The 26,486-nt window shown below is 55.1% G+C and carries 31 protein-coding genes; 8 read left to right on the top strand and 23 right to left on the bottom strand.

Annotated features, from left to right (window positions below; translation table 11 throughout):
- The first annotated feature begins 8 nt into the window (after positions 1-8).
- Genes AAIE02_RS20980 through AAIE02_RS20965 form a run of 4 tightly spaced genes read left to right on the top strand, consistent with a single transcriptional unit; the run spans position 9 to position 5,617 of the window.
- Entirely contained in the window at positions 9-2,540 is a 2,532-nt protein-coding gene (locus AAIE02_RS20980; protein ID WP_498533195.1) for a fimbria/pilus outer membrane usher protein, read from the top strand.
- Positions 2,537-3,541 carry a fimbrial protein gene (locus AAIE02_RS20975; protein WP_498533194.1) on the top strand — a complete coding sequence of 335 codons (1,005 nt, stop codon included), beginning with the start codon at positions 2,537-2,539 and terminating at the stop codon, positions 3,539-3,541. Before AAIE02_RS20980 ends, AAIE02_RS20975 begins: the two co-directional genes overlap by 4 nt.
- 50 nt (positions 3,542-3,591) lie before the next feature.
- A complete protein-coding gene (locus AAIE02_RS20970) occupies positions 3,592-4,518 on the top strand; it encodes a fimbrial protein (protein ID WP_498533193.1) in 927 nt (308 codons plus the stop codon).
- Positions 4,519-4,576: 58 nt separating this feature from the next.
- A complete protein-coding gene (locus tag AAIE02_RS20965; RefSeq protein ID WP_498533192.1) occupies positions 4,577-5,617 on the top strand; it encodes a ParB/Srx family N-terminal domain-containing protein in 1,041 nt (346 codons plus the stop codon).
- Positions 5,618-5,696: 79 nt separating this feature from the next.
- Here AAIE02_RS20965 and AAIE02_RS20960 read toward each other — a convergent pair whose 3' ends face one another.
- From AAIE02_RS20960 to AAIE02_RS20940, 5 genes are all read right to left on the bottom strand, one after another.
- The gene (locus tag AAIE02_RS20960; protein ID WP_498533191.1) at positions 5,697-6,713 is read right to left on the bottom strand and encodes a Gfo/Idh/MocA family protein; all 1,017 of its coding nucleotides are present in this window, start codon (positions 6,711-6,713) and stop codon (positions 5,697-5,699) included.
- Between the two features lie 10 nt (positions 6,714-6,723).
- The gene (gene srlE / locus AAIE02_RS20955) at positions 6,724-7,704 is read right to left on the bottom strand and encodes a PTS glucitol/sorbitol transporter subunit IIB (protein WP_498533190.1); all 981 of its coding nucleotides are present in this window, start codon (positions 7,702-7,704) and stop codon (positions 6,724-6,726) included.
- Positions 7,701-8,075, bottom strand: a complete 375-nt coding sequence (locus AAIE02_RS20950; RefSeq protein ID WP_032724041.1) for a PTS glucitol/sorbitol transporter subunit IIA — start codon at positions 8,073-8,075, stop codon at positions 7,701-7,703. Before AAIE02_RS20950 ends, srlE begins: the two co-directional genes overlap by 4 nt.
- On the bottom strand, positions 8,072-8,593 hold the full coding sequence (srlA, locus tag AAIE02_RS20945; protein WP_498533189.1) for a PTS glucitol/sorbitol transporter subunit IIC: 522 nt from the start codon (positions 8,591-8,593) through the stop codon (positions 8,072-8,074). Before srlA ends, AAIE02_RS20950 begins: the two co-directional genes overlap by 4 nt.
- 112 nt (positions 8,594-8,705) lie before the next feature.
- Positions 8,706-8,981 (bottom strand): helix-turn-helix domain-containing protein, encoded by a 276-nt coding sequence (locus tag AAIE02_RS20940; protein WP_210724264.1) that lies wholly within the window; start codon positions 8,979-8,981, stop codon positions 8,706-8,708.
- Positions 8,982-9,057: 76 nt separating this feature from the next.
- On the opposite strand from AAIE02_RS20940, the gene AAIE02_RS20935 reads away from it, so the two are divergent.
- The 3 genes from AAIE02_RS20935 to AAIE02_RS20925 all read left to right on the top strand — a co-directional run bounded on the left by AAIE02_RS20935 (position 9,058) and on the right by AAIE02_RS20925 (position 10,461).
- Positions 9,058-9,402, top strand: a complete 345-nt coding sequence (locus AAIE02_RS20935) for a helix-turn-helix domain-containing protein (RefSeq protein WP_446184705.1) — start codon at positions 9,058-9,060, stop codon at positions 9,400-9,402.
- 83 nt (positions 9,403-9,485) lie between these two features.
- Positions 9,486-9,806 carry a helix-turn-helix domain-containing protein gene (locus tag AAIE02_RS20930; RefSeq protein ID WP_159125603.1) on the top strand — a complete coding sequence of 107 codons (321 nt, stop codon included), beginning with the start codon at positions 9,486-9,488 and terminating at the stop codon, positions 9,804-9,806.
- The gene (locus tag AAIE02_RS20925) at positions 9,787-10,461 is read left to right on the top strand and encodes a DUF2971 domain-containing protein (RefSeq protein ID WP_077258935.1); all 675 of its coding nucleotides are present in this window, start codon (positions 9,787-9,789) and stop codon (positions 10,459-10,461) included. Before AAIE02_RS20930 ends, AAIE02_RS20925 begins: the two co-directional genes overlap by 20 nt.
- A 58-nt stretch (positions 10,462-10,519) precedes the next feature.
- Here the strand turns inward: AAIE02_RS20925 and AAIE02_RS20920 are convergent, their stop codons facing one another.
- The 18 genes from AAIE02_RS20920 to AAIE02_RS20835 form a co-directional block, all read right to left on the bottom strand.
- Complete coding sequence (locus tag AAIE02_RS20920) at positions 10,520-11,185, bottom strand: DUF4145 domain-containing protein (protein ID WP_159125604.1); 666 nt, start codon at positions 11,183-11,185, stop codon at positions 10,520-10,522.
- A gap of 125 nt (positions 11,186-11,310) precedes the next feature.
- Positions 11,311-13,950: a conjugative transfer ATPase gene (locus AAIE02_RS20915; protein WP_498533188.1), complete on the bottom strand. Its 2,640-nt coding sequence runs from the start codon at positions 13,948-13,950 to the stop codon at positions 11,311-11,313.
- Positions 13,947-14,306 (bottom strand): TIGR03751 family conjugal transfer lipoprotein, encoded by a 360-nt coding sequence (locus AAIE02_RS20910; RefSeq protein WP_116361507.1) that lies wholly within the window; start codon positions 14,304-14,306, stop codon positions 13,947-13,949. Before AAIE02_RS20910 ends, AAIE02_RS20915 begins: the two co-directional genes overlap by 4 nt.
- Entirely contained in the window at positions 14,303-15,598 is a 1,296-nt protein-coding gene (locus AAIE02_RS20905) for a TIGR03752 family integrating conjugative element protein (protein ID WP_280974602.1), read from the bottom strand. The genes AAIE02_RS20910 and AAIE02_RS20905 overlap by 4 nt, the downstream gene beginning before the upstream one ends.
- Positions 15,595-16,362 (bottom strand): TIGR03749 family integrating conjugative element protein, encoded by a 768-nt coding sequence (locus tag AAIE02_RS20900; protein ID WP_498533187.1) that lies wholly within the window; start codon positions 16,360-16,362, stop codon positions 15,595-15,597. The genes AAIE02_RS20905 and AAIE02_RS20900 overlap by 4 nt, the downstream gene beginning before the upstream one ends.
- Positions 16,359-17,018 (bottom strand): PFL_4703 family integrating conjugative element protein, encoded by a 660-nt coding sequence (locus tag AAIE02_RS20895; protein ID WP_498533186.1) that lies wholly within the window; start codon positions 17,016-17,018, stop codon positions 16,359-16,361. The genes AAIE02_RS20900 and AAIE02_RS20895 overlap by 4 nt, the downstream gene beginning before the upstream one ends.
- On the bottom strand, positions 17,015-17,368 hold the full coding sequence (locus AAIE02_RS20890; protein ID WP_047050472.1) for a TIGR03750 family conjugal transfer protein: 354 nt from the start codon (positions 17,366-17,368) through the stop codon (positions 17,015-17,017). The genes AAIE02_RS20895 and AAIE02_RS20890 overlap by 4 nt, the downstream gene beginning before the upstream one ends.
- Position 17,369: 1 nt before the next feature.
- Positions 17,370-17,687, bottom strand: a complete 318-nt coding sequence (locus AAIE02_RS20885) for a TIGR03745 family integrating conjugative element membrane protein (protein ID WP_498533185.1) — start codon at positions 17,685-17,687, stop codon at positions 17,370-17,372.
- 9 nt (positions 17,688-17,696) lie between these two features.
- Positions 17,697-17,930, bottom strand: a complete 234-nt coding sequence (locus tag AAIE02_RS20880; protein ID WP_265780902.1) for a TIGR03758 family integrating conjugative element protein — start codon at positions 17,928-17,930, stop codon at positions 17,697-17,699.
- Entirely contained in the window at positions 17,923-18,231 is a 309-nt protein-coding gene (locus AAIE02_RS20875; protein ID WP_498533184.1) for an integrative conjugative element protein, RAQPRD family, read from the bottom strand. The genes AAIE02_RS20880 and AAIE02_RS20875 overlap by 8 nt, the downstream gene beginning before the upstream one ends.
- Positions 18,232-18,556: 325 nt before the next feature.
- The gene (locus tag AAIE02_RS20870; RefSeq protein ID WP_498533183.1) at positions 18,557-19,906 is read right to left on the bottom strand and encodes a hypothetical protein; all 1,350 of its coding nucleotides are present in this window, start codon (positions 19,904-19,906) and stop codon (positions 18,557-18,559) included.
- A gap of 359 nt (positions 19,907-20,265) precedes the next feature.
- Positions 20,266-20,898, bottom strand: coding sequence for an IncC plasmid conjugative DNA transfer DtrJ family protein (locus AAIE02_RS20865; RefSeq protein WP_498533182.1), 633 nt, complete (start codon positions 20,896-20,898; stop codon positions 20,266-20,268).
- Positions 20,895-22,760: a conjugative transfer system coupling protein TraD gene (gene traD / locus AAIE02_RS20860; RefSeq protein ID WP_498533181.1), complete on the bottom strand. Its 1,866-nt coding sequence runs from the start codon at positions 22,758-22,760 to the stop codon at positions 20,895-20,897. The genes AAIE02_RS20865 and traD overlap by 4 nt, the downstream gene beginning before the upstream one ends.
- Positions 22,757-23,275, bottom strand: a complete 519-nt coding sequence (locus AAIE02_RS20855) for a transglycosylase SLT domain-containing protein (protein WP_498533180.1) — start codon at positions 23,273-23,275, stop codon at positions 22,757-22,759. Before AAIE02_RS20855 ends, traD begins: the two co-directional genes overlap by 4 nt.
- Positions 23,254-23,928, bottom strand: a complete 675-nt coding sequence (locus AAIE02_RS20850) for a TIGR03759 family integrating conjugative element protein (RefSeq protein ID WP_498533179.1) — start codon at positions 23,926-23,928, stop codon at positions 23,254-23,256. Before AAIE02_RS20850 ends, AAIE02_RS20855 begins: the two co-directional genes overlap by 22 nt.
- Before the next feature lie 3 nt (positions 23,929-23,931).
- Positions 23,932-24,591, bottom strand: coding sequence for a PFGI-1 class ICE element type IV pilus protein PilL2 (gene pilL2, locus AAIE02_RS20845; protein ID WP_498533178.1), 660 nt, complete (start codon positions 24,589-24,591; stop codon positions 23,932-23,934).
- Positions 24,592-24,704: 113 nt separating this feature from the next.
- Positions 24,705-25,088 (bottom strand): hypothetical protein, encoded by a 384-nt coding sequence (locus AAIE02_RS20840; protein ID WP_498533177.1) that lies wholly within the window; start codon positions 25,086-25,088, stop codon positions 24,705-24,707.
- A 70-nt stretch (positions 25,089-25,158) separates the two neighbouring features.
- Positions 25,159-25,602 (bottom strand): STY4534 family ICE replication protein, encoded by a 444-nt coding sequence (locus tag AAIE02_RS20835; RefSeq protein WP_498533176.1) that lies wholly within the window; start codon positions 25,600-25,602, stop codon positions 25,159-25,161.
- Positions 25,603-25,989: 387 nt separating this feature from the next.
- On the opposite strand from AAIE02_RS20835, the gene AAIE02_RS20830 reads away from it, so the two are divergent.
- The gene (locus AAIE02_RS20830) at positions 25,990-26,460 is read left to right on the top strand and encodes an Hsp20 family protein (RefSeq protein WP_498533175.1); all 471 of its coding nucleotides are present in this window, start codon (positions 25,990-25,992) and stop codon (positions 26,458-26,460) included.
- The last annotated feature ends 26 nt before the right edge of the window (positions 26,461-26,486 follow it).

Here is a 26,486-nt window from a genome sequence, read left to right as displayed (position 1 = left end):
AGGAAGAGATGAAAAATCCAACTTCCCGGCTGATGGTATTTCTGCTGGCGCTGCTGCTGGTGATGGTTCTGCTGCTGGGGTATCTCCGTCACGCGGAGGCCCGTGAGATCTTCAACCCTCATGCGCTGGAGATCGACAATCCCGGCCAGCCGGTGGCGGATTTATCCACCTTTGCCGAAGCCGACGGCCAGTTGCCAGGCACCTACCGGGTCACGGTGTATGTGAATGGTGAACGACAGGGACAGGCGCAGGATATTGCGTTTATCTCCGGGCCGGACAAAAAGCTCAGCGCGCAGGTCACGCCCGCGATGCTGAAAGCCTGGGGCGTCAAAACGGACGTCTTTCCCGCGCTGGCGGCGCTACCCCCTGAAAAGCCGCTGGAAAATATTGGCCACTACATCCCGATGGCCACCACCGATCTGCGTTTCAGCCAGTTGCAACTGAATGTGAGTATCCCGCAAGCGGCAATGGATGCCAGCGCCAGAGGCGCGGTGGATCCGTCCGAATGGGACGAAGGGGTGCCTGCCGCGCTGCTGAACTATAACCTCAGCGGCAGCAATACCTGGCGCAACGGGGAAAACGGTTCTGATGACAGCTACTACGCTAACCTGCAAGGCGGCCTAAACCTCGGCGCGTGGCGGCTGCGCAACTATTCCACCTGGAATTATGATGACGAAAACGGCAGCCACTGGGATTCGGTGAACACCTATCTCCAGCGGGATATCCAGCGCCTGAAAGGGCAGCTCACGCTCGGCGACAGCTACACCCCGTCGGACATCTTTGACAGCGTGCAGTTTCGCGGCGCGCAGCTTGCCTCTGACGATAACATGCTGCCGGACAGCCTGCGCGGGTTCGCCCCGGTGATCCGCGGTATTGCGCAGTCGAACGCCCAGGTGACCATTAAGCAAAACGGCTACATCATCTACCAGAGCTATGTTGCGCCGGGGGCGTTTACCATCACCGATCTTTACCCAACCTCGGGCAGCGGTGACCTGGAAGTGACCATCAAAGAAGCCGATGGCAGCGAACGTACCTTCATTCAGCCTTTTTCTGCGGTACCGATTATGCAGCGTGAAGGACATCTGAAATATGCCCTCACCGCCGGGAAGTACCGGAGCGGCAATGAGGACAGCGACGAACCGCAGTTCGGCCAGGTGACCGCGATTTACGGCCTGCCGCATGCCATTACTGTTTATGGCGGCACGCTGTATTCGGAGGATTACCAGTCCGGAGCGGCGGGGCTGGGTTTTGGCCTTGGCGAGCTGGGTTCGCTTTCGGCTGATATTACCGCCGCGCATACCACCCTCAACAACGATGAAACCCACGACGGCCAGTCGTACCGGGTTCAGTACTCGAAGGATTTTCAGACCACTGATACCAGCTTCACGCTCGCGGCTTACCGCTATTCCACGGAGGGTTTCTACACCTTCCAGGAGGCGAACGATCTGCGCTCGGACAGCGATGATGGCTGGCGGATGACATACAACAAACGCCAGCGGCTTCAGCTGGATCTCAGCCAGAGCGTAGGCAGCTACGGATCGATTTTTGTCTCCGGCTACCAGCAGGATTACTGGAAAGAGGACGGTTATGAACGCACCCTGAGCACCGGCTGGAACGGGAATATTAACGGGATCAGCTACAGCATCACCTACAGCTACAGCGATTACCCGGAAAGTACCCAGCCTGCCGATCAGCAACTGGCCTTTAATATCCAGGTGCCGCTCAGCAAATTCCTCTCCGGCGAGGCGGCAAATAACGCCTGGGCCAGCTACAGCGTCAACACCGCTAAACATGGCGATACCCGCCAGCAGGCCGGGCTCAACGGCACCCTGCTTGCTGACAACAACTTAAGCTACAGCCTCCAGCAGAGCTACACCAACCATGGCGTCGGTGGTTCCGGCAATATCAATGCCGATTACAAAGGCGGACAGGGGGAAATCACTGGCGGCTACAACTATGACGACGATACGCAGCAGGTCAACTATGGCCTGAAGGGCGGCGTGGTGGTTCATCCGCACGGGCTCACGCTTTCCCAGCCACTTGGCGAGTCGCTGGCGGTGGTCAGCGCCCCGGGCGCGGATGAGGCGAAGGTGCAGAACAACACCGGCGTTTACACCGACGGACGTGGCTATGCGGTGGTGCCGTACGTTAACCCGTACAAGAAAAACCGTATTGCGCTGGATACCAGCACGCTGGGCGATGAGGTGGATATCGACACCGCCGTACAGACCGTGACGCCAACGCAGGGGGCGGTGGTGATGGCGGAGTTCAACACGCGCGTCGGGCGACGGGTGCTGATGACGCTACTGTATCGTGGACTACCAGTACCGTTCGGCGCGCAGGCGAAGCTGAAAGAGGGGGGCAGCGGCATTGTCGGCGACGACGGCCAGGTATACCTCACTGGCGTGCCGGAAGCGGGCGAGATCGCGGTGAGCTGGAACGGGGTGCAGCAGTGCGTGGTGCATTATCGGCTGCCGGAACTGGAAAACTCGCCACCGGTCGTTACGGTGAGTCAGGAATGTCTTGAGGTTGGAAAATGAACATGTGGCGATGGATGATTATTCTGGTCGGGCTGATAGTGAGTCAGGCTTCATGGGCGTTGTGCTCCGCATCGGGGAGCTTTGCGATCAATGTGGGTACGCTCGTAGTTCAGCGGGACGCGGTAGTCGGGCAGCCCATCAGCGACTGGCTGACGTCTAACCAGGGCGTGGCATACCAGAACTGTAATTACGACCCCACACCACAATATCTCATCGTAGCGGGTATCAAAAACACGGGTTCGAAGGCCAGTGTCACCTGGAATGGTGAGGCGGTGTTTAACACTAATGTGGCGGGAGTGGGATTCGTTTTTGAAGGCCGCACGTCATTCGACAGTAATCCCTTACCCGATAACTGGACGGGCATCGCCAGCGGCCAGTCACAGGTCTTTACTACCCAGACCAGCCACAGTTCCGGCTACCACCCTTCCATTAACGATCAGGCGCGGATCCGGCTGATTAAAACCGGCAATATCACGCCGGGTACCCTGGCCGGTAACCTTGGACGTTTTATTGCCGGAACACGGGAAAATGCGCAGTGGTCGACAGAGATCCCTATCGCTTTTTCCGGGGGGAAAATCACGACCGTCGCCTGTACGGTGAACACGCCTGATGTTGACGTGAAGCTCGATCAACACAAAAAATCGGAGTTCAGCGGACCAGGTTCGGCAACCGAATGGAAGGCGTTTAACATCGAGCTGAATTGTGACAAAAGCTCGCGCATCAACGTCCGGATCGATGCCACTCAGGATCCGTCGAATGTCGCCGGTGTGATGAAGCTGGATAGCGCGGCTGGCGATCTGGCGGCGATGGGGATCGGCGTCCAGTTGTTCTTTGTGCCGGATAACAGCGCGGTGCAGTTCGGGCAAACGAAATTCTATTACACCTCGCCGAATGGCGGTTTTGAAACAGTGCAGCTTAAGGCGCGTTATTACCAGACGACGTCTGCGATCACGGCTGGTGAGGCAAACGCCACGGCGACCTTCACGCTGACTTATCAGTAACCGCCCGGGGTGAACATATGAAAAAAATCATCTGCTTATTATTACTGATAATGGCTATTGCGCCGTTGGTTGAGGCCAGTTGTTCCTTTTACAGCGGCGTGTCCGGAGAAGTGCCGGGCTATCTGAACTTCGGCAATGTGGTTGTTCAGCGCGATACGCCGATCGGCAGCGTCATCGCGACGACGGTGACCGGCGCTTATAACAACGGTAATGCCATCGCGGGCTGCAAGCGGGAGGCCTGGACCGCTCGCTGGGAGCTGACGCAATGGGGAACTCTGAGTGGCTATGGCAACGGCGTCTACAATACCAATCTCGTCGGAGTGGGTTTACGCCTGACCACTGTTCAATCAGGCAAAGTACTGCCGTATGAAGCCAGCTATCCCTACAATGCCGGGGGCTCATGGGCCTCCATTCCAGGAGATGGGATCAAGGGAGAACTGATAAAAACCGGGGATATTACCAGTGGCACCTTAACCAACGGGGTACTGGCGCGCGCTTCGGTCGTCAACCAGTTTTACTTTGCTAACATCACGCTAAACGGAACCAACACCGTCACCTCTGCCGCCTGCTCGGTAACATCGGTGGATGAGCCGGTCCAGCTTGGCGATCACAACAAGCGGGAGTTCAGCGGCGTCGGCTACACCACGGACTGGAAGGGATTTAATATCGTGCTGGACTGCAATAAAAGCGCGCATATTTATGTACAGATTGATGCCACCCGGGATGCGTCGAATGCGCCAGGCGTGATGGCCATCGATTCCGAAAGCGGCAGTACCGCGGCGACGGGCGTTGGGGTTCAGCTTTACTTCGCGCCGGACAACAGTGCGGTGCAGTTCGGGCAGGTAAAGGATTATTATACTTCGCCTAATGGCGGGATGGAGACCGTTCAGCTCAAGGCGCGTTATTACCAGACGGCCTCAGCGGTGACGGCAGGGCCCGCCAATGCCACGGCGACGTTTACGTTGACGTATAAATAGCTACCTGAACAATTTTAAAGGTTTTAGACTAACCCTCTGTTTATCAGGGAAGATGATAATGTCCCAATATTGGTGGAAAGATCTTTTTGATCGCAATAATAACTGGCAGGGTCTGGAGCTGACACTCAAGAGCAGCCAGAGGACCGACGTGGCAATGGAAATACTAAGTGGTCGGTATGGGCGAATGGCGCTACAGGTCTCCGGGAAGACATTATTCTGGGCATCAATGTTGAAAGATCATTCCGGTGTCTGGTTGGTGTTTAATGCCGATCATTCTGCTTGCCAGACATTATTACCGGCTGTCACATCTGAAGATATTGAGGGGATTAAAAGCAAAGGCGAACGGGCCTGGACAGGTGAATGGTGTCGCTATTTTTCCCGGCAATTAATGAATGCGCCAGTGCCTCTTCTGTCTCCTCGCCGATGGCTGATAAGGCCGATGGAGGCCAAATATTCATTACCAAAATTATCCGGACAGCGTGTTCCTGTAAATAGCTGGCGTTTTGATGCCCCAGAAAGCAGCGGGAATATCGGCTGTAGCTGGACGCTCTACGGCGAAGATTTTCCTGATTTGGTCAATCCTGACAAAGTCAGATTAGTGGACTGGTGGTGGGGAGGTAGCCTGCTACTTGGGCGTTATTCGATACAACCTGATGCCGGAAGGTTGAAATGGTGGCGTAAAAAATGCCGTGAGGGTGCGCTGCCTCCAGTACTTGTCTGGTATATAGCAGGGCTGGGATCATTTGTTATTCTTGATGGTCATTATCGTTTGCAGGCAGCGATTGCAGAAGAAATTCCACCTTCATTTCTGGTGCTCAGCGAATTGCAGGAACGGGATTTTGCTACCGATCAAGACCATCGTGCCCGTATTGTCCGGGCTTTAGAACAGCAGCTCAAAAATCCTAAGTGCAAAATCGATGGTGTAAATCAGACGCTGATTAATCTTTATGATACACGCTATCTTTATGCCTCAACCCATAGCCGCGCGACGCTCGGCGAAGGAACGCGCTGGGCACAGGAGTTAGAAAACTATCTGCAACGGCATCAGTTGGAAGACTATCGGGACAGGATACTTAATGGCGTTAACGATGAATGCTGAATTAAGGATAACAAATGGCGGCATTCTTTAGGGAATACAGAATAAACGGGCTTGCGGATACCAGCATCCCTGCTGGCGACTATTTTAATGACACAGGTTTTTGACTCTCGAGACTCTGGTGTACCGCCTCACAAATCCGGCTGACCGCCAGTCCGTCCACTGCGGTGACCGGGTACGGTGACCTGTTCCTAACCGCCCGCACAAAATCATTGATGGGGTCGATACCAAAACCGCTGGCGACGCCGTTGCGGTAGTTGATGAAATAGCTGTTAGGCGTGAGCGTCATGCCCGGCGTGGTGATTTCCAGCCCGCGATGCTGTGAAGTGCTGCGGATATAGGTTGCCTCGCAGAGAATATCGATACGCCCGTCGTTGTCCTTCGGAAAGCCCTCCGGCAGCACCCACGAGTTTTCCACCATCCACGAACTGCCGTCGGCCATCGTCAACAGGCTCTGTACGCTGTCGAAGGTGTCGAGGCCGCATTCAGCCATCAGCCGCTTCTGCCCGACGGCGTACACCGACACCACCTCCTGTCCGGAAAGATGGTGCACCAGGTCAAAGCAGTGTGAGCCGAGAAACCACACCGGGGAGCTTGCGCCCGCCCAGTCCAGCCACTCCGTCGGCACACTTATCACGTCGTCCATGCTGATATGCCCGCGCAGGATCCGCCCGGCTTCCGGTTTCTCCAGTTCGGCCTTAATGCGCATCACCGCCGGGTCCCAGCGCTTGTGGAAATCGACGCCGACCAGCAGGTCCCGCTGCTGCGCCATCTCCACGATAAGCTCGCATTCGCGTACCGAGGTGGCGAGCGGTTTCTCCGCCAGCACATGTTTGCCGTAGCGCAGGGCGGTGAGGATGGATTCGGTGTGGTACGGGTCAGGTGTTGCCACCGAGACGATATCAATAGCCTCCTGCTGTAGTAACTGATCCAGCCGTGTGTAGCCCTGGATCCCGTACGCCATGGCAAGAGCATCACAGCGTTCCTCATCTGTTTCGCAGATGGCGACCAGTACCGTGTCCGGGTTATGGCGGTACGCGTTCATATGGTGTTTGCCGTAGATACCTGCGCCGACCACGGCGGCTCTGATTTTGTTCATCGTTGAGTCCTCAGAATAAGCCCAGGGAAAACAGCCAGCCGATGATGACGGCCAGCGGTCCAGTCAGTTGTCTCGACAGCAGAAAGGCGGGTACACCTTTTGCGATGGTCTCCGGCTTTGCCTCCTGCATCGAAAGGCCAACAGGCACGAAGTCGCAGCCGACCTGCACATTGATCGCAAACAGGGCGGGCAGGGCGAAGGCCGGAGATATCGCCCCTGCGCCAATCTGTGTGCCTATCATCACGTCAATCACCTGCGAGATGGCCGCGCCCGGTCCGAGCACCGGGGAGAGGAACGGAATGCCACAGATGAGCGACAGCAGCACCAGTCCCCACAGCGAGTTCGCCAGCGGCGTCAGGGAGTGGGCAATCAGGCTGCCGAGTGCGGTCTCCTGCACCAGGGCTATCAGCAGCGAGACAAAGGCCATAAACGGGATAACGTTGCGCAGCGACACGTCCACCGCTTCACGGCTGGCGGCGAACAGCAGGGCGATAACGTGGCCGACTGCGGTACCGGTCTGCTCGACCATGCGCACCAGCTTCTCCGCGCCATGGGCAGGTGGCGGTGTGGTGATAACCCGTGGCGCAGCGACAGGCACGGACTCCGGTTCACCGTCCGGCGCTTCGGCGGTATCCACTAGAACCAGTTGCTCCATCGTGACGCCGGAGACGTAATTCTCTTCGGTAATAAAGTGCGCCAGCGGTCCGGCGCGCCAGGTGGGCAGCACGTTGATGGTCGGGATGCCCTTCTGCGGATACAGGCCGCAGCGCAGGGACCCGGCGCAGTTAATCACCACGCACAGGATGTCGTTATCAGGCGGGATATCGGCGAAGCCGTTCACCACTTCCGATTCGGTGAGTGCGCCAATTTCTATCGCCACCGGATGGATTTCCCGCCCGGTCAGTGACAGCACCTTTTTGCCGCTGCCAACGGGCAGCCACAGCCCCTTGCCGTAGCCGCCGGGACCGGGCGGAATGAGTACCGTGTTCATGGCCGCCCCTCCTCTATCACTAGGTTACCGTGCAGGTCACGCAGGTTCGGCACCGGGCCGGAGAGATGGACCGCACCGACGTGGCAGGGATTCAGGTCACCGTTGAACACCAGCGTCAGGTGGCCGAGTTCAAACAGCGCCTGTTGTGCCCCCTTGCCGACGGCAGTCACCAGATAATCATGCCCAGCCAGCAACAGGCGGTCGCCAGGGAGTATCATCAGGCTCTCTTCCCGGAACGACGGCTCCAGCGACAGGGAGTAATCGAGGCAGTCTTTCGGCCCGTTGCTGTCGAAGGTTATGAGCATCTTGTCGGTCAGGCCGTCAGCGACAAACAGCCCGATAGCAGTAATACGTGCGCAGTAAATCATCATGGCGCATTCCCCCGCTTGCTGAGCCGCAGGAACAGGTACTCGGTGATAATCCCGCGGATTAAACCAATCAGCATGGCGGCAGCGATATAGCGCAGCGCCAGCGAGGTGACGGGCAGGCCGAGTGCCTTAACCCCGGCAGCGACGCCGAGCCAGACAAACAACTCCGACGGCACCACGTGGGGAAACAGGCTGGTGAGGGGGTGGGCAGTGGTGCCGAGTGCATCTTCATAACCAGGCTTGCTCTTTTCGGGCAGGAGTTTGCCTAAAGTGAGCGCGCCGGGGCTGCTCATAAAGAACCAGCCGAGCACCGGCAGCACGCCGTAGGTGAGGATGCGCGAGCGGCCGAGCAGGGCGGCGACTTTCTCCATTCTGATGGTGCCGACCAGCTTCATCAGGAAGTTGATGGCCAGCAGCAGGCAGATGAGCATCGGGATAATCCCGGTCATCATGTCGAGGAAGATTTTGCCTGCGGCCTGGAACAGGTAGATAAAGCCTTCAGCCAGGGAGACCAGAAACATGGCGGCCTCCTGTACTCAGTGCGATGGTGTTGGGTTGTGGTTCGGTGTGCATAAACAACTCTCCTGTCAGGTGTCGTTGGTTAATGCGTCCTGCCACTCACAGCGCGGGTCGTTATGTCCCGGAGTTATCGGTTGTTGTCATGAGGTGAAGCGGTTTTCTGGGTTGGCGTTTATTTCCAACATTGAGGTAACGGCCGGGCCAGATCGCTGACGGATGCACGTCGAGCGCGATGGCAATCAACCACTCGCCTTTCGGCCACGGGCGCGTCAGGGTATTTGACAGCGTTGACGAAGCCAGCCCTGCTTCCCGCGACAGTTTCGCCAGACTGGTACCGCGCTTGTGTAAGGCAGCAACGATGTCGGCGGGGTGCCAGTCTTTTTTAGTCATTCCGTTTACCTCTCTAATCCAGATACTACGTTTTTCGTAGTATCTAAGTCATTAAAAAACTACGAATCTCGTAGTTATGCAAAAAAGACTCAGACAACGGGATATTTTCGTCCGTCGATTAAAAGAAGCCCGACAGCGCTTAGACATTTCTCAGACTGCTGTGGGGATTGCTGCGGCTGTAGATCCTTCTGTTGCAAGCACCCGTTTCAATCGTTACGAGAAAGGTGTTCATGAGCCTGATATGGAAACCGCTGCACGTATCGCTGATGTGCTGAATGTCCCCCTACCATGGCTGTTTACTTCGGATGAGAATCTTGCTGAACTGATTCTCAACTTCGCTGCCCTCTCTCCTGATGCGCAACTCCAGTTGCTGGAAACGTCCCGCCAGATGGTAGGTATCTCCCCTAAAGATGATGCTTAAGATACAGCCTCTTTTGACCTGTTAATGTGATACTACGTTAATCGTAGTATCGGCAGCAAGTAAAAACTACGATTCTCGTAGTTATGAATACAAGTAACCATTACAACGATATTTTTTGCCGTCGCCTGAAGCAGGCTCGACTAGCAAGTGGGCTTTCACAAAAACGTCTGGGGATCGCAGCGGGTATTGATGAGTTTGTCGCCAGTACGCGTATCAATCGATATGAAAAGGGTGTACATGAGCCGGGTACGGAGATTGTGCAGAAATTGGCTGAGGTTTTGCGAGTACCGTTGGCTTACTTTTATGCTGAAGATGATGATTTGGCGGAGTTGATGTTGGTTTTCCTGCAAATGAATAAGCATGAGCGCGAGGATATACTGAAATATGCTAAAGGGAAGCTCTAAATCAAATGATACAATGAGGGTTTATTATCTTACGAATGCGGAGTATGCAATTAGTAACATTGCCCTTAAACGAATTAAAGTGTCAAGATACCAAGATCTAAATGACCCTTTTGAATTACTTGCCGCAGACTTAAGCGATAAAAACGTTAGGAAAGAATTGCGAAAGATTAAGAGAAAAATTGAGGACGAACAAGGGATTATTTGTTTTAGTACAACATGGGACAATCCTCTCTTATGGGGGCATTATGCCGATAAGCATAGAGGAATAGCGCTCGGTTTTGATATTCCAAAATCGATGCTACAAAAAGTAGAGTATGAAAAGGATTTATCCAAGGTTACATTAGAGAAGTGTTCTGATGAAATTTACATAAAAAAACTATCTTTAACAAAATTTGAACATTGGAAATATGAAAACGAATATCGATTACATATTGATCTGAAACTTGAAAGTGAAGATTCAGGATTATATTTTAAATATTTCTCTAATGATCTCAAACTGAGAGAAGTTATCCTTGGTGTTAAATGTACTGTTCCAATATCATCCATGTGTAAATTTTTCGAAGAAAAAAACGAAAAAGTTGAAGTGATTAAGTCGAGAATCGCGTATAAGGATTTTAAAATAGTTAAAAATAAACTTGCAACAAGAAATAAATAATTCCTGCTAAATAGGGGGTCTCTACAGATCCAATTCCAAGGGATCTGTAGGTAGATATCTATTTTTCTTTTTTGACTCTGGGGGGGATATTTAGTTTTGTTATGTTTAGTTTATTAATATAAATAGACTCAATAATATTTTCTGTTATATCCATTATGCTCGAAATTTCCTCGTAAGAGGCTTTGTATCTTCTATGCATGCTTGCATGCCCAGCTTCTATGACCTTGTTTATGGCTTCAAACTGATAGTTGGATATATAGCCATCTTCTTTTAATTTTATTAGGTTCTTCACAAATGAACCTTGATCACCAATGCTTTCAATCATTACTATTTCTAGTAATGCTCTGACACCCATAATAGCTAGTCGTGGCATGTTATTTTTTAATGCAATGTAAATCTCTCTGAATACTTCAACTTTATCTGAGTCCTCGAAAAAAATTCCATCACCATCAATACGGTATAGCCATTTGGGTTCTTTCCTTATTATTTTGGGTGGAAATTGTGTGACTACAATTTCATCATTCAAACCACTATAAGTGGATTCAATATGCAAAGTTATACTCTCACAACCCAAACATTCAGAGAAATAATAATTGTTATCTTCATACCAAATTACTTGATTATCGATTGCCTCTACATCTCTCTTTTCCTTATAAAAAAGGATTGAATGCCTGGTTTCGCAGGCACAATTATTACAGTATATTTTCTTGATTTGCTCTGCCATGATGAATACCAATTGTTAATTGTGATTGCGACATGATACTCTTTTTTTCACAAAATAGAATGAATTCAGTATTAATTAATACTTGTGATCTTGAGTGGTAGCCTATGGAAACATAATCAATACGACTACAACATATTTTTTGAAATTATTTCTGCCGCCTCCACCTCACTACACCCCGTCTCCTTCATAATCCGCATCCTTTCCGCCTTCTCATGCTTCTCGGTCATTGCCAACGCCAGATACAGTGCGGGCGGCACCACCCGAAACAGTGCTTCCACGCGCGGTGAAAGCACCACGCCCTCGGTATATTGCCCCGGTGATTTCACCGCCGAGTGCAGCAGTTGCCGCTGTTCATCAGTCAACGCCTTAAACCGGCACACTTGCTCAATCTCTTCTGGCGGCATCACCAGCAGTTCCCACCACTCGATCATATTGAGCAGTTTCTTCGCTTCGTCGGGAAAATCCGCCAGGTTCTGGGTGGCCAGCCATAGCCAGATGCCGAGCTTGCGCCACATCTTCGAGCCCTTCGTGAGGAATCGCGCCAGCAGCGGATTGACGGTGATGATATGCGCCTCATCGGTGATGTTGACGATGGGGCGCGCCAGATGCTGGTCGCGCTCGCCGAGGTTGTTGATATGGTTAATCAGCGAGATATAGCTGATGGCAAGCTGCGCTTCATAGCCTTCGCGGGCGAAGGTGGCGAGGTCCACCAGAGTGATATCCGCCTCCGGCCACATCTGTCCCTCGCGGTTAAACAGCTCGCCTTCAAACCCGGCGCAGAACAGATTGATGGATTCCGCCATTTCATACGCCCGCTGGCGGCGGGCTTCCGGCAGGCTGCTGTCGCGGGAAAGGGCGAACAGTGCATCGCGGATATCCTGGGTCAGCGTCTGGTGTTTTTCCTCGTAGCAGGTATGCGCGGCTGCGATAATCGCCTGACGGATCATCGCCCGATCCGGCCGGGTGAGTCGCGCATCCTCTTTCGCTTCGCCGCCGGTGATCATCAGCCGGGCGGTGATCTCCATTTCGCCGAGCACGTCGCGCTGGTCATCGCCATCGTTCTCTTCATCTTCCGGCGGTTCGGCATCAGTGACGGCCTGTTCCACCAGTCGCCATGCATCTGCAAACAGGGGCAGCGTCACGCCAGAACCGGGACGCAGGCTGATTTTATTCACCGTCAGGCCGTGTGCGGCGGCGTAGTCGGCCATCAGGCCGAACGAGTTCCCGGCCTCAATGATAAACAGGCGCGGACGGTGCAGCGCCATCAGTTGCGCGATTTTCGCGTTGAGTGTGGCAGATTTTCCCGCTCCGGTCGGGCCGAGCAGCAGCAAGTGGCCGTTCTGCGCGCGGTCCAGCTTATTCAGCGGATCGAAGCACAGCGGCGTGCCGCCGCGATTGAAGTAACAAATCCCCGGATGCCCGGTGCCGGTTTCCCGTCCGTAGACCGGCAGCAGCCCGGCGATATGCTGGACGAAGTTGAGTCGGGTATAGAGCCCACGCGGATCGCGGAGGGGATCAAAGCACATCGGCAGCCAGCGTAGCCAGTGGCTGAGTGGGGCCACTTCGTGCTGCTCCTGCACTGGCACCAGTCCGGCATTCAGCAATAGGCTGTGCAACTGGCGCTGCTGGCGAAACAGGGTATCGGTATCGGAGGCGTGCAGATAAAACGCCAGCGTGCTGCGGTACAGTTTATGTCCGTCCTTCAGGTAGCTGCGTACCTCGTGGCAGTCGCGGCGGGTATATTCTGAATCGGTGTTGTCGCCAATCGCCCGCCCGGAAAGATGGCTGATATGCTGCTCCAGCTTATCCTGCGGATATACCACCACCGTCAGGTTCATGATGGTGCCTGCAGGCAGCAGGTCGAACAGGGCGTTAATGCCGTCGCCGCGCGGGGTTTCCCCGGTCAGCAGGCCGGGCGGTGGCGCTTTGCGCAGGCGGTCAACGACCACCACTTTATGCGGGCGGTTATCCAGCGACCAGACGCCGTTTTCCGCATCCGAGCGCGGTTCACTCGCCAGTAGACGTTCGGCGAAATCGGTAATGACGGGCAGGGATTCTGCTTCCGGTAAATCCAGTTGTCGCCAGAAGGCTTTTTTATCTTCAACGGGCGGCGCAGGGTTAAACCAGCGCACCAGCCAGCGGTGAATGTCCTGCTCATTCTGACGGACTGCGCTGATGCCCGCTGCTTTTAGCCCGGCGGTGAGACGCTCGCAGATATTATTCAGCGTCTCTTTCGGCGACGGTTCGTCCGGCAACGGCGCGGGAAGCCATCGGTACACCACCATCCGCGTGCGCCGCCACGTCGCCCGCCGCCGGGTACGGGTGACGGTGTTATCGAGAAACAGCCCCTCATCGCGGGTAAGATTCACCATATGGTTTGCCATCTGTGTGAGCCACTCGCGGGTAAAGACGGAATCGCGAATTTCCGGTGCGGCGTAAGCTGAAAGTGATGCCAGCCACGCCTCGCTGTCGTCTTCATCCTGACAGAAAAACTGTACCACCCACGGCGCACGTTCGTGCTCATCAAAGGCATCCTGCAATGCGTCAGTGACGGTATCGCGGACCTGTTCCAGAAATGCCATCGAGCGGCCTTCGGTGCCAACAGGCGTTAGTTCGAATACTGCTCCCACCGAACGGCCATCTTCCAGCAGCAGCGTCTGCGACTCCGGCAAAAACTCCACCCACGGCAGCCAGTCGACAAACGACGGGCCCTTGTGGTAGCTGGCGTCCAGCGCCTGTTCGGTCAGGCCGCGCCGTTCCATCATGGCGGCGTCAGGCGTTCGCCTGGCAGCGCATACTGCGGGCGGGTGTAGAAGGGAAAGACGGTGCTGTAGCCGGGCACTGGGGTGTTGCCGTTAAGGTGCGGGAAAACGTACAACACCATATCCGGGTTGGGCAGGCGCGGAAACTGGCTACGAATGGTGTTCGCCTCAGGTTGCGCCACCGGACCATCCGGCGGGCGGCGCAACTGCGCGCGCGCATCCAGCAGAGTCGCGCTGCCGCCGCTTTGCTGCTGCCACAGGGTGAGCATGCTGGCATCAGGATCGACCGGCATCAGTTCCTCCTGCGAGGTGCTGCATCCGGCCAGTAAAAACAGAAGTATGAACAGGGTGCGTATCACTCCAGACCTCCCGGCGTGCTCGCCTGCTGGTATTTCACTTTGCGACCCTCCAGCTCGTAGTCGATGGCCAGCGGTTCGGTGAGATGCACCGCTACCTTGTGGCCCGGTGGCACATATACCGCATCAAACATCTGGCCGTAGTGCTGTTTCATCCAGTCGGCGGTATCTTTTAATCCGCCGCCGATGGCCTGGCCGAGCACGTACTGACCGTTGTTGCCCGTCACTGCGCTGGTGATGCTGCCGTCCTCCACCACGGTGGTGCTTTCACCATTGGCGAAGGCCTGCGCCGCCGCGCCGGATCCCGCCAGCAGGAACTGCGAGGTCAGGTACTCCTTCGCATTGCTTTTGCGCTCGCCGGGAATACAGGGCAGCCCCTGGTTATCCGAGAGCCAGCCGATCTCCTGCTGCTTGTTGCCGGATTTGCCGCCCTGCGGGACGGTGCGGATGGTGCCGTCGTGAAACACAAAGGTCATCGAGGTGATTTGCCCGCGCACGCAGGAGAGCGTCCAGTCGCCGGAGGCGATACCGGAGACCACTGCACCCGCCACGTCCGGCAGTTCGATGCCATTGGCGGTGAGGTTGTCCTCGCCAATCAGCAGTTTAAACGGGTAGGGATCGCTGACGGTGCCGTTAAGCGGCACGCGACCAATCAGCGCCGTCATCGCCACCGATCCGGTCAGCGTGGCGTTCTGCGGCAGGGTGTAGACCTTCACGTCAGGTTTCGGCGGCGGTTTGTCGGCCGCTTTCAGAGGGACGCGCAGCAGCTTTTCATCCACAGGCGGGGGCGCATCCAGCGGCTCCAGCCAGCGGATATCGGGTTGAACGTCGGTAGGTAGTTCGCCGGGCGTCAGCCCCAGACCTGGCGGGATATCGTCCGGGCGTTTCGCCATCAGGCGGTCGAGCTTATCCAGCAGCCCCCGCTGGCTTTTCAGCAGTTCATCGCGCATCTGATCCTGCTGTCTGCGCATATCGCCGCGTAATTCCGATACCAGCGTCGCCTGTTGTGCTTTTAGCCGCTTTTCGCGGGCTTGCTGGCTTTCATTATCGCTCTGGATTGACTGAAGCTCCCGGCGGTACTGCTTCATCTGGCCGACCAGCGTGGCGACGGTATCGGCGGGCGTGTCGCCGTCGATACCCAGATCGCGCAGTTCCTGTGGTGTTAGTGCTGCCACGCTGCGGGACGGGGATTTCTCAGTGGTGTTTTTGTTGTCCGGGCGAAGCAGCAGCCATACCGTTACCAGCACAATCACGGGCAGCAGGATTTTCAGCAGGAGGCTCTGGCGCGGCATCATGGTTTCGTCTCCGGCAGCAGGGCGCGCGAAACCGGGCCTTCCGTCACCAGGTAAACCACGGTGGTATCTTCTGCCAGACCACGTGGGCCGAGCCAGTCATGCTGGAACGCGGCGGCGGTGAACTGCCCCTGAAGTTCGCGCGGATCGAGCGTGATGCGCTGTCCGCTCTGGCTTTGCAGGCGGATGGCGGTGACGGTGGTGGCGTTAACCTGCCATGATGCCAGCGGGATGGCAGTAACAGGCTGCTGTGGTAGTAAGGTGGTGATGCGCTTCGTCAGTCGAACGGGGGCTGGTGTGACGCCGGGCAGGGCTTCAACGGTGCGCAGCGGCGCATACAGGTTCTGCGCGGCATAGCGCACCAGCAGGATGGGCAGAGGCTCTGTTGATGCTGTTATTGGAACGGATGCTTTGGCTGTGGCAGGCGTCTGTGGTGTATAGCTAATTTGCACGGGCTCAAGTGGCGAAGTGCCCTGAATGGCATGAATATCCAGCAGGATCAGCTCACCGCTTCCTGTTTCCCGCAACTGGATGCGGATGGTCGGGAACGCCGTATTCGCCAGCAGGAAGACTTTGCCGCCCGCGCTTTGCAGACGCACTTTGCCTTCCAGCGTGGCGGGATAGCCGATGCGCACCGTTTTCCCCACGTCGACAATCCGCTCCTGCCCAACATGCAGCGTGACGGGCAGCGGGATGTTTTCCCACTGCACCACTTCCGTGGCGAAGGCCGGGAGGCTGAAGAACAAAGCCAGGAGGACGGTCTTCATGGTTTCTCCTCCGCCACCAGACGCTGCGGTGCGGCATCGGTACAGTCGATCGCCAGTCCCCACGGATTTTTCTCCGCATCAATGGCATAGCGCACCACCTGCAACGGGTAGCGCACCAGCGCCTTTTTCACCGGCTCGTTCTGGTAATACTCTTCAACCGCCACGTCCAGCGTTACTCGCCAGGTGTCCCGGCTTAAGGTCTCGACGCGCGGGACGGGACGTTTATCGCCGTCATGCACCAGGCTGCTGTAGCCGTGGCCGGGAAGCTCATACACGCCGCGCGTGCGCTCGCGCAGTTCACCGCCGTTGCGACGCACCTGAAAATCGTGCTCCAGCCGGGTATGGCAGGCGGGGGTCAGGTAGGCGCGCAGCGAACGGAGGTTGCGGGAATAGTCTTCCTCACCGTTATCCGGCCAGCGGTTAAGCTGCTGGAAGATATAAAAGGTAAAGGCGTAGATGCTGGCGGGCGGTACTTCCCACCACGGGCGGGTGCTGCCGCTGCGCAGGTCCGGCGGGAACCAGAGGGTGAGCTTTTGCGGCGCGCTGTACCAGCCGTAGCCAACGCCCGCCAGACACAGGCACAGCAGGACAATCACGGCCCGAAGCGTCAGGATATGGTTATCGCGCTCGGCCAGCGCATGGCGAAAGCGGCTCATCGCGGACTCCTGCGCACCACCCACACGGTGCTGTGCTGGACCAGGTGTGAACCCCGAAGATGATGGCGCTCCAGCCAGGAGAGGATCGCCTGTGGCAGCCAGCTATCGGGCTTGCCTCTTTTGGCGCGGGCCAGAATCCGCCCACCGCCCTGAATCAGTAATGCCGCACCCGCCAGCGCTGAACCGGGGATCAACGGCCAGTAGTGGGTTATCAGGGCCAGCAGAATGCCGAACGCACAGCCGCCGCCCAGGCCGAGAGCCAGCGCCAGAAACAGTTCGCTAGTGGTCAGGCCGCGCCAGACCACGGGCTCGCGGTTGAGGCGGTCGGGGAGAAAGGGGATGGTCGCCATATTACAGGACGTCCGAAGCCTGGTTGAGCAGCCATATAATGATCACCAGCAGTATGCTGCCGACACCTGCCATTGAGCCCAGATCTTTCCACTGCTTGCGCCCGCTCTGGATCTCCGAGTAGGTGGCAATGCAGTTGTTCGCCACCACCAGAAAACCGACGGCGCAGATGGCCAGCGCCAGCAACACCACGATGTCAAAACCGTAGTTTTGCAACGTCTCCATAATGCCTTTGCCCTGACCGCGCGACGGATCTTCCATCGTCGGCAGGTCAGCGAGGGCGTTAAACGCGGTGAGTAACAGCAGCAACAGCCAGCGCATGATTCCTCCTCAGCTCAGTACCAGCCAGAAGCTGACCAGCACCAGTAACAGTGAACGGGCCGCCACTGCGCCAAAACTCTGCCAGCTCAGGCGCTGGCGGCAGACGCCCTGCCAGGCGACCAGCAGCGTCCAGGCGCACCACAGCAGCAGGACGCTGGTAAACAGGCCGAGCATCAGCAGGCTGACAGTCTCCGGTTTGCTCAGGCTGGCGGCCTGAAAGGCGGCGAGTTGGGAGTCAGTCATCGGGGTTCTCCCGCTGGTAGCTGGCGCTCAGGGGCTGGACGGCGCGCGGCTGCGCCCTTGCCGGGGCAAGGTAGCGGCGGATGCCCTGTTCAACGGCGGAGATGTCCTGCTGCGCCTGTAAGTAGTCGAAGAAGTAGCGCGATTGTGGATCGGTGCTGGAGCTGCTCCGGGCGCGTTCCAGCGAGGTTTTCACGCCGTCGAGTTGTTTCAGCGCAAGGGCGAGCTGGGTAGATTCCGGGGAGGCAAAGGCCTGCGAGCCTGTAAGTAAAGTTAGCAACAGAAATAATGAGCAATGACGCATGGGAGCCTTCTCCGGAAGAGTGTTCAGGGCAGGGTAGATGAGAGGGGGCAGAAGGATCAGCGAAGAAATGGTTTTATGTGGTAAAGGTTTCAGTTAGGGGAGAAGCGTTTTTGTACTGTGATAGTTCTGCCGGATTGATTCGCTGTACCCTACTTCAGAACATGGTTAAAAGTTACTACCAATAGAAGAAAAATTCAGTAACAATATAAATATGTTGTATTTTTTTATGTGAGTTAGATTGAAATCAATTATCGTTAGATGGATTTAGTTGAATGTTACGCTCATCAATCGAATGTTGATGAGCGTTATTTTATAATTGGTATGGTTATTTGTTATTATTATTTCTTAAGTCTGTTTTGTATAATGCTAACTGATGAGCGCAATTATCTGCACCTTCTATTGCGACGGGGTATTTATAAGGTGTTGCCTCACAAAAGGCAGCATTAATAGTTTTATTTTTATGATTGCAATATAGAAACGCCGGGCATTTATATCTTTCAAAGTGATCAGTTTCGGTAATGCTTATTGTCTTTGAGTTTCGCATCGTGAGAAATATAGATATAATAAATGTTAACCATGCTTTCTGATTATGGTAAATTGAAGTATAGTCACCGATTACTATCTTCTCTACATCACATAAAGAGTTACCTGATTGATCGTTGGCATAAATTATACTCCCTCCTGAATTTTTAATAATTGATTCTATTTTTTCCTTATAATTATATTCGTCTATTGTCATTAGGAAATCCAGTTCTAAAAATGGATGTTCTATTCTTTTTTTAAGATTGTTTTTGATGGTTAGGTTAAAAAATTTTATTACGTCACCCAAGTAAGGATCATCAAAAGGAAAACCATTTTCAATTACATCGCCAGTTTTGTTGATCCATTCTTTATTTATTTTAATAAGTGTTTCTACATGGTCTTTACATTGTTCTCTTACAGTTTTCTCATCCAATTTTAAAACACCATAAGCATGTACTAAAAAAATAAATATTTGATGAGGGCTTGCATGTTGTAAAGCTGTTAACATTAAAACAATCAAACAGTAGTCACTGCATTCCGGATAGAATTTTTTAGCTATGCTCTCACCGATTTTATAAGGAATGGAATTTGATTCAAAGAAATTGTCATATAATTTAATTTTTCTGCAAAAAAAGCGTTCTAAAATTTCAGCACAACTTTCATAAAACTCACCAATGCCAAATGACAATTCGAAACTTGATTTGTTATATGAATAAGTTATTTTCAATTTTTTCTTTGTATATTTCTGTTTTAGAATGTCTTCTAAATTTTCAATTGAAATTATATCTAATAATCCTCGTTTTTGTGGTTCGTCTTTTTTATTACAAGGATAACCTTGTAATATTCTCTGCGATTCCTGCCGTAGAATAGCGCTTTCTTTATCGTTGGGGTCGTATGATATATTTCTTGTATTATGCCAAATTGAAACTATTGCATTAAATTGTTGAAAGCCAACGATCGATGATGTGTTTTGAAGTTGATGGGTAAATTCATGGAAAAGTGTTGCAAAATCTCTTTTGTTAAATGAGTCCAATCCAGAAGATTCTTCAATATTTTCGCTATATGTTTTATTTATCATAATTCTCAATGAAAAAGGATCGTAGGATCCTAAATTTTCATTTAAATAATCTAAGGGATTAATTTCATTATGCATAATTAGCCTTTATTATTTATATCAAATCAAGAGTTCAGTCAAGTTGTCACTTCTACCATAAATGATAATCTAAATTATTTATTTTGAATAGCTTAGTTTTAGAACGATTAATATAATAACTCCTTATCTTGTTTTTCTCTTTGTTCTTTCAGTACCTATAACTAAGTAAATTTTTAGCAATACTATCCCTTGCTGCAAGTCATGCTTGCCAGATTCTGTAAGATTATTGTCAACTCTATGTGGATGGTGGCTGTACGGTAACGCATCTTAGTGAAGATGATAATTATTCAAGTTAACGGGAAAAGTCTAATTTAGTGAGCCCTTATGACTGAATAACGAGGAGAACAAAATTGAGTAACCTATAACCAGCGTTTGAAGCTGCCCGCCGCCATCCATATCGTTATCCCAAACCATAAGGCCGAAGGCAGTAAAACCAGCATCGCAGGTACAAACAGCGGCTGTGCCAGATAAAACACCCACAGCGTGGTGGCGACTGAACTGCCGGACCTGATGACATAACGGTGGAGAAAAACCGACTCCAGCCCGGAGCCAAACCGCCTTAGATCTCGCCGCACCAGACCTTCTGTTAGCCCGGTTATTGCACACAGGCAAAGCAGGGGGAGCATGGCGGCAAGCCATACCAGGCGCTGCATAAAATTCACCAGCGTATAAGCCACGGCGGTGAACGGTTTTTGCAGGAGCCTGTTAGCCATAAGTACGCAATTTGCCCCTTTTTCCAGTTGCACCAGAATTTCATTCCCTAGCAGGTGCGACTGTAAAGCAATAACCAGTTCCACCCGCTCCCGCTTCATCACCTGAAAAACATGTTTGCTCCCCTCCTGCGGCCACCAGAAATACAGCCCCGCCAGTTCCAGCACTACCCGTAGCACCAGCGCGCCAATAACCAGCCCGATGAGCCGCCCGGTCAGCGACAGCAGCCAGCCAATTGGTCCCTGTGGTGGGCGTGATGGAGGCGTTCGCTGCTCACTCATTCCACCTGCCCCTGCTGGCGCGTCTGCATCCACGCCGCCAGTTGCGCGACAGACTCCGGCAGCGGGCAGTGTTTATCCGCGACGGGCAGCGGTAGGCGGATTTTCCACAACTGTCCACCTTCCAGCAGAGCAAAAGCTTGGCCTTTGGGGAGTTGGATCAAGGCGGCGGTATCGAGTAGCGGCACATTACTGGTGGTTACCTGCTCGCGGGTATTGCTGGTAAAGCTGTTGATGCCGCCCGGCGTGTCGGTGACGCCGGAACTGACCTGGCGGCTGCGCACTTCGACCTGTGGCAGTTGCTTTGTCAGCAGTTCAGCGGTGGCGGTTTCGCGCACCCGCAGCATAATCAGGTTGTTGAAGTTACCCACCACCTGGCCTGCCTTGGAGGCGCTGCCGATACGGGCCTGAATATCACTCAGCGTCTGGGTATAGGCGGTGACCTGAATGCCCGCGCCGCCGCCCTTGTTGATCAGCGGAATAAACTCCTCGCCCATCAGTTCGTTAAACTCATCGCAGTGCAGGTTGATGGGCGACGGTTTTTCGCTGTTGCCGGGCAGTCCATCATTCAGGCCAAACTTGTAGAGATGCCCGGCGACGCTCACCAGATCGGCAAACATCGAGTTACCGACAGCGGCAGCGACCACTGCATCGGAGAGTGCATCCAGCCCGACATAGACCACCGCCTTCTGGCGGATCGCCTGCTGCCAGTCGAGGATCGGATCGTAGAATTTCTCCGAGTTGAGGTACTGCTCCAGCGCCACCACGTGAGGATCGCGTCCCAGCATATGGCGCGGCGTGTTTTTGTCGTTAACGCGCTCCGCCAGTTGCGCCACCACTTCCCACGCCCGCGCGTTGTGACGCGGCAGCACGATGCGGGCATAGTCGATAAACAGGGCGTCGATATTGACGACATGGCGGGATATTAACTGATAGTCGGGACGCTGGCCGAGCGCCACCAGGGCGCGGGCGATGATGTTGACAAAGCGCCAGGCGAACTCGCGAAAGGCCGCCGAGTTGCCTTCGCCGGAAAGCTGTCCGGTGAGGCGCGACGCCACTTCCGAAATGCGGCCAAAGCGCCCGATGGCGTTATAGCGGGCGGAGATCTCCGGATACGCCAAGTGGAACAGGATAAAGCGGTCACCGCGTCCGGCGCGCTGCGCTTCTGTCCACAGACGCTTCAGCAGATCGGCGTCACCTTTTGGATCGAAAACGATCACCACCTCACCACGGCGGATGTCCTGAGTGGCAAGCAGTTCCGCCAGCCGGGTTTTGCCGACGCGGGTGGTGCCGAGCACCAGCGTGTGGCCGGGGCGTTCGCTGAGTGGCAGGGTGACGTCGCACTCTTTCAGTTCCACCCCGTGTAACCATGGATTGCCGCCGACGGGCGGCAGCGGGCGCACCGGATTCAGCCAGCGATCGGCGCTGAGCAGGCGGGTAAGGCCGGGCAGGGTGTGCTCGACATGTTTTTCTATGTGTCTTGCCAGACGGTAACACCATCCGGGGCGCAGCCAACGTGCGGCTTCCGGTTGCAGACAGTCGTACAGACGCTGGGTGTGGATGGGTAGCCAGCGAAAGCCTTTACCGAGAAACAGCCTCTGGTGGCTAACCGGGATTTTCCGGCTGGTGAGCGCATAGCGCGGCAGGCGCAGCAGGTTGCGGTGGTAGCGTACGATGTGCCAGCCCTGCCAGCCGCGCCGCAGGGCCAGCATCATCAGGGCGCAGGCCATCAGGCGGGCCTGCCACGGCGTCAGCATCAGCAGCGGGGCCTGCGTCAGGCAGATTAATGCGCCACAACTGGCGGTGACGGTGCTGTAAAACTCCACAGGTGGGCGCAGCAGCGCTTCCAGCGCGTAGCGGCTCATGGCGGTGTTGCCCGTTGCAGGTGGCGGCTGACCTGCTTGCGGTAGCGTGTGGCAGGCGCGCCGCCCGCAGGACGGTGATAGCGGGCGGCGGCGTTGAGCCAGCTTCCGCGACGTTCATCGTAGCGCTTACGCAGCAACTGCGCGGTGAGCGACAGGTTTTGCAGGGGATGCAGGGCGTCGCAGGGAGAGTCAAAATACGCCCGGTGCCAGCCGAGATTGATTTGCCCGAGCCCCACGTCAATTCGCTTCGGGCTGGTACGGCGGATGGCGGCAAGCAGCGCCTGACAGGCCTGCTCCCGGCTGGCGTAGCGGTAGCCGGTACCTTTGATATTGAGCGTCCACGGCCACGGGCGATGTTTGCCGCTCAGGTTCGCCCCGCTTTCGGTTTGTGTGACGGCCCACAGCAGTTCCGGCGGCACGCGGTAATTTTTTGCAGCGCGCATGTAAGCCTCTGGAAGAGGCTGCGCCAGCGCCAGACAGGGCAGCAGCAGAATCAGGGCAGAACCTCGCGCCATTGCTCCCCCTTACGTTCCAGCGCCACCGGGATTTTGCTCTGCCCCAAAAAGAGCCAGCGGCCCGCGTCGTGGTTAAGCGTGATGCTGTGTTCACTCACCAGTTTTGTGTCGATGCCATGCGCCATCGCCCAGCGGCGGACCCGGTTATCATCACCTTCGCTGTTGATTAGCCAGATATCCAGCGGACGCTGTTGCGCCAGCAGGGTACGCAGCAGGCTGTCACAGGGCGGGCAGTCATCTTTAACAAATAGCGAAACGCGGGCAGTGCTGGCGGAGGTGGTTTTCAGCGGCGTCAGACCCGGATACAGGCGCTGCCAGGCGGCATCATAGGCGCGCTGGAAGGCGAGTTCTTTCTCCAGCCGCTTGTATTCCTGCCTGACCAGAAGTTCGGCGAAGCGTTGACGTTCGTGGTCAGCGTCGGCTTCAACGCCGAGTGTGGTCAGTGGATCGAGCCCCGGCGACCAGACGCCGCGCGCCTGCTGTTTCAGCGTGAGATAGCGCTGCCACTCTTCCGGTGTGATGCCCCAGACGGTGGCCTGCTGTTGCGTGGTCAGCGGTCTGAGAGCAGAGCCCGCGTTCTGGCTGGTCTGCACCTGAAGCGGTTGCGCCCACGCGCTGGCAGTGAGCAGTAACAGGAGAACCAGACGTTTCATCGCTTACTCCGGTACTTTCAGCGTTAGCTGGCGTTTACCGTGGCGGAATACCGCCCGGTACTCATCAAACCGCTCCAGCCGCCAGCCATGCCACTGCTCTCCCCTGCGCAACCACACCACCTGATGGAGGTAAACGGCTTCGGGCGGCACAATTACGGCCAGGTGGATATCACCACGCTGTACGGTTCCGGCGAGAAAAAACGGGGCCGTTAACGGCCCCAAAGGGCGGAGGGACACGGGATGACGGTAAGCCACCGTCGGGGGGAGGGAATGGTCGCTGGCGAAACAGACTTCGCGGCGGTTTTCGTCGGTGATCACCCGCCATGCCGGGCCCGCCAGCAGTTGCAGGGCGCTCTTCAGGCGCAGCGGGCCGGTGTTGTACTGGCTCAGCGGTAACGGGAGCCCATAAAGCTGCGCCCGGCGCGCATCGGCGAGACACAAAGACCAGCCGCTGTCGCGCAGCAGGTATTGCAACGCTTCCCCGACCGTCGGGTGAAAACCGGGCGGAACGGCCAGGGCGGTAAGCTGTTCGAGTGGCGGCTGTTGCGGTGACGTGCTGACCAGCAGATAGCGGTCGTAGCGGACGACTTCTGACGTTGCAGGGGAGGCGGCGGCCACGCCGTTGAAAATAAACAGGAGCAGAGCTGTCAGCAGTCGTTTCATCGCATCCTCCACAGGGCTTTTACAGGAGCGTGCAGGATGAGAGGGGAAGGGACTACCGACAACTGTTTGCGGCGTCAAAAAATAGCGCCCGTTACTCCGGGCGCAAAATCAGATCAATAAGGGAATCTTTCCCCCATCAGCCCCAGCGTGGCGGCAATGGGGATGCCTTGCTCAGAAAAATGAACGCGTAACGTCAATCTGACGGTTTGCTGCTGCGTGCTGCCGTTGGTTTTTTGCGTCAGCACCGAGCGGTAATCGATACGAATAGTGCGCTGCGGCGGTTGGTGGGAGATAAAGGCCACTACCGCTGCCATTTCAACACCTTTCAGCAAGTCCCTGATGGCGTTGTCATTCCGGTCTTCAAGACAGTGCTTGTGGGCCGGAAGGGTAATGGCCAGATCCAGCGGTAAGCCAGCGTCCTGCGCCTCGTCATCAAGGTTAATCAGTTTGCCCCGGTTAAGGGCTTCTTCACGTGAGTTCAATACGGTATTCATCATGCGTCTCTCCGGTAAAAGTCCGGGGAAACGCCCCGACGGGGAATTTCCCCGGCAGGGTGAATGCTGTGCGTCAGAACTGCGGTACAGGCTCTGCTGGCGGTGTGGCTGGCGCTGGCTGAGGTTCAGCTTCGCGTTCTGCCCGGTAAACCTCTTCACCGTCAATTTTGATGAGCCCGATGTGCAGCAGATGGGCCTTCAGGCTGACGCCGGTTTCGCCTTTACGGTCGCCTTTGCTGTAGACAAAGGTGTCGGCATACAGATCGCCGAGGCGGAACTGGATCAGCACCTTGCGTTTCTGCTCGCAGGCGTCGATACAGCGGTGCACCAGTTTCTGCGCTTCCTTGCCGCTGACGCGGCAGTCGAACCAGGTGTGCTCCGCGTTGCTGGCTTCGCCCCGTAGTGCGGCAATGTCGCAACACAGGAACGGTTCGCCTTTTTTCGGGGTCACTTCCCGGATCCGGTTGAGGTAGCCCAGACCGCTGGTGTACAAGTTGAAGTAATGGGTATCGTTCATGGTGGTGTCTCCGTGTTGAAGGTGCGGAGCGCCCCATGCGCGGGAACGTCCCGCTTCGGGTTTGGCTCATTGGCTGTGAGACCGCTGAGTTACTGGCAGTACGGGCATTCCGCGCTGTGCGCCTCCGCGTTTCAGGAATGCATGGCGGGTTTTGCTGATAACAGCATTACAGCAACAGCTTTCGGGGTGAGAGGACAGCGAGATTTGTTACCGGTGGCTGAATAATTTCCGTGACAGGCCGGGCGGAGAATATGTGATTTTCATCACAAAATTGCGCTTCGGTGAGTTGAAAAGTAGCCCAGTAACCTTACATAGAAAGCGGGTAAGGAACACCTGCTCATAAGACATGAACTTTTTGAATATTCTTTTTTACTGTTCAGGAGGTACATGATGACTCTCAGAACTTTTCCTGTATTACACGATCTCTCCGATTCTCTGTTTGCGGACCGTTTTAACCGCATCGATCGCCTTTTTAGCCAGCTAACCGGCAGTACGCCGTTGCCCTCCACGCCTTCTTACAATATCCGGCGGCTGGGCGATAACCGCTATGAACTGACGCTCAGCGTGCCGGGCTGGAAAGAGAGCGAACTGGAAATTGAAACCGTCGGCGGTCAGCTGAACATTAGCGGTAAACGTGAAGAGGAGAAAACCGAAAACGGCGAAGAAGGATGGATCCATCGGGGTATCAGCCGCAGCGACTTCCGGGCCAGCTATAGTCTGCCGGAGCATGTGAAAGTGACCGGCGCTTCGCTGGAAAACGGCTTACTGATAATTGAATTACACCAGGATATCCCGGAAGAAGAGAAACCGCAGCGCATCGCCATCAACAACAACCCGGCGATTGAACATAAGCCGTAATCGTTGACTGACGTTGTTTTCACGCC

The organism is Cedecea sp. Ae19-4, assembly GCF_059801165.1.
Note: the sequence above shows the minus strand (reverse complement) of the source record. Positions and strands in the feature narration are given on the sequence as shown.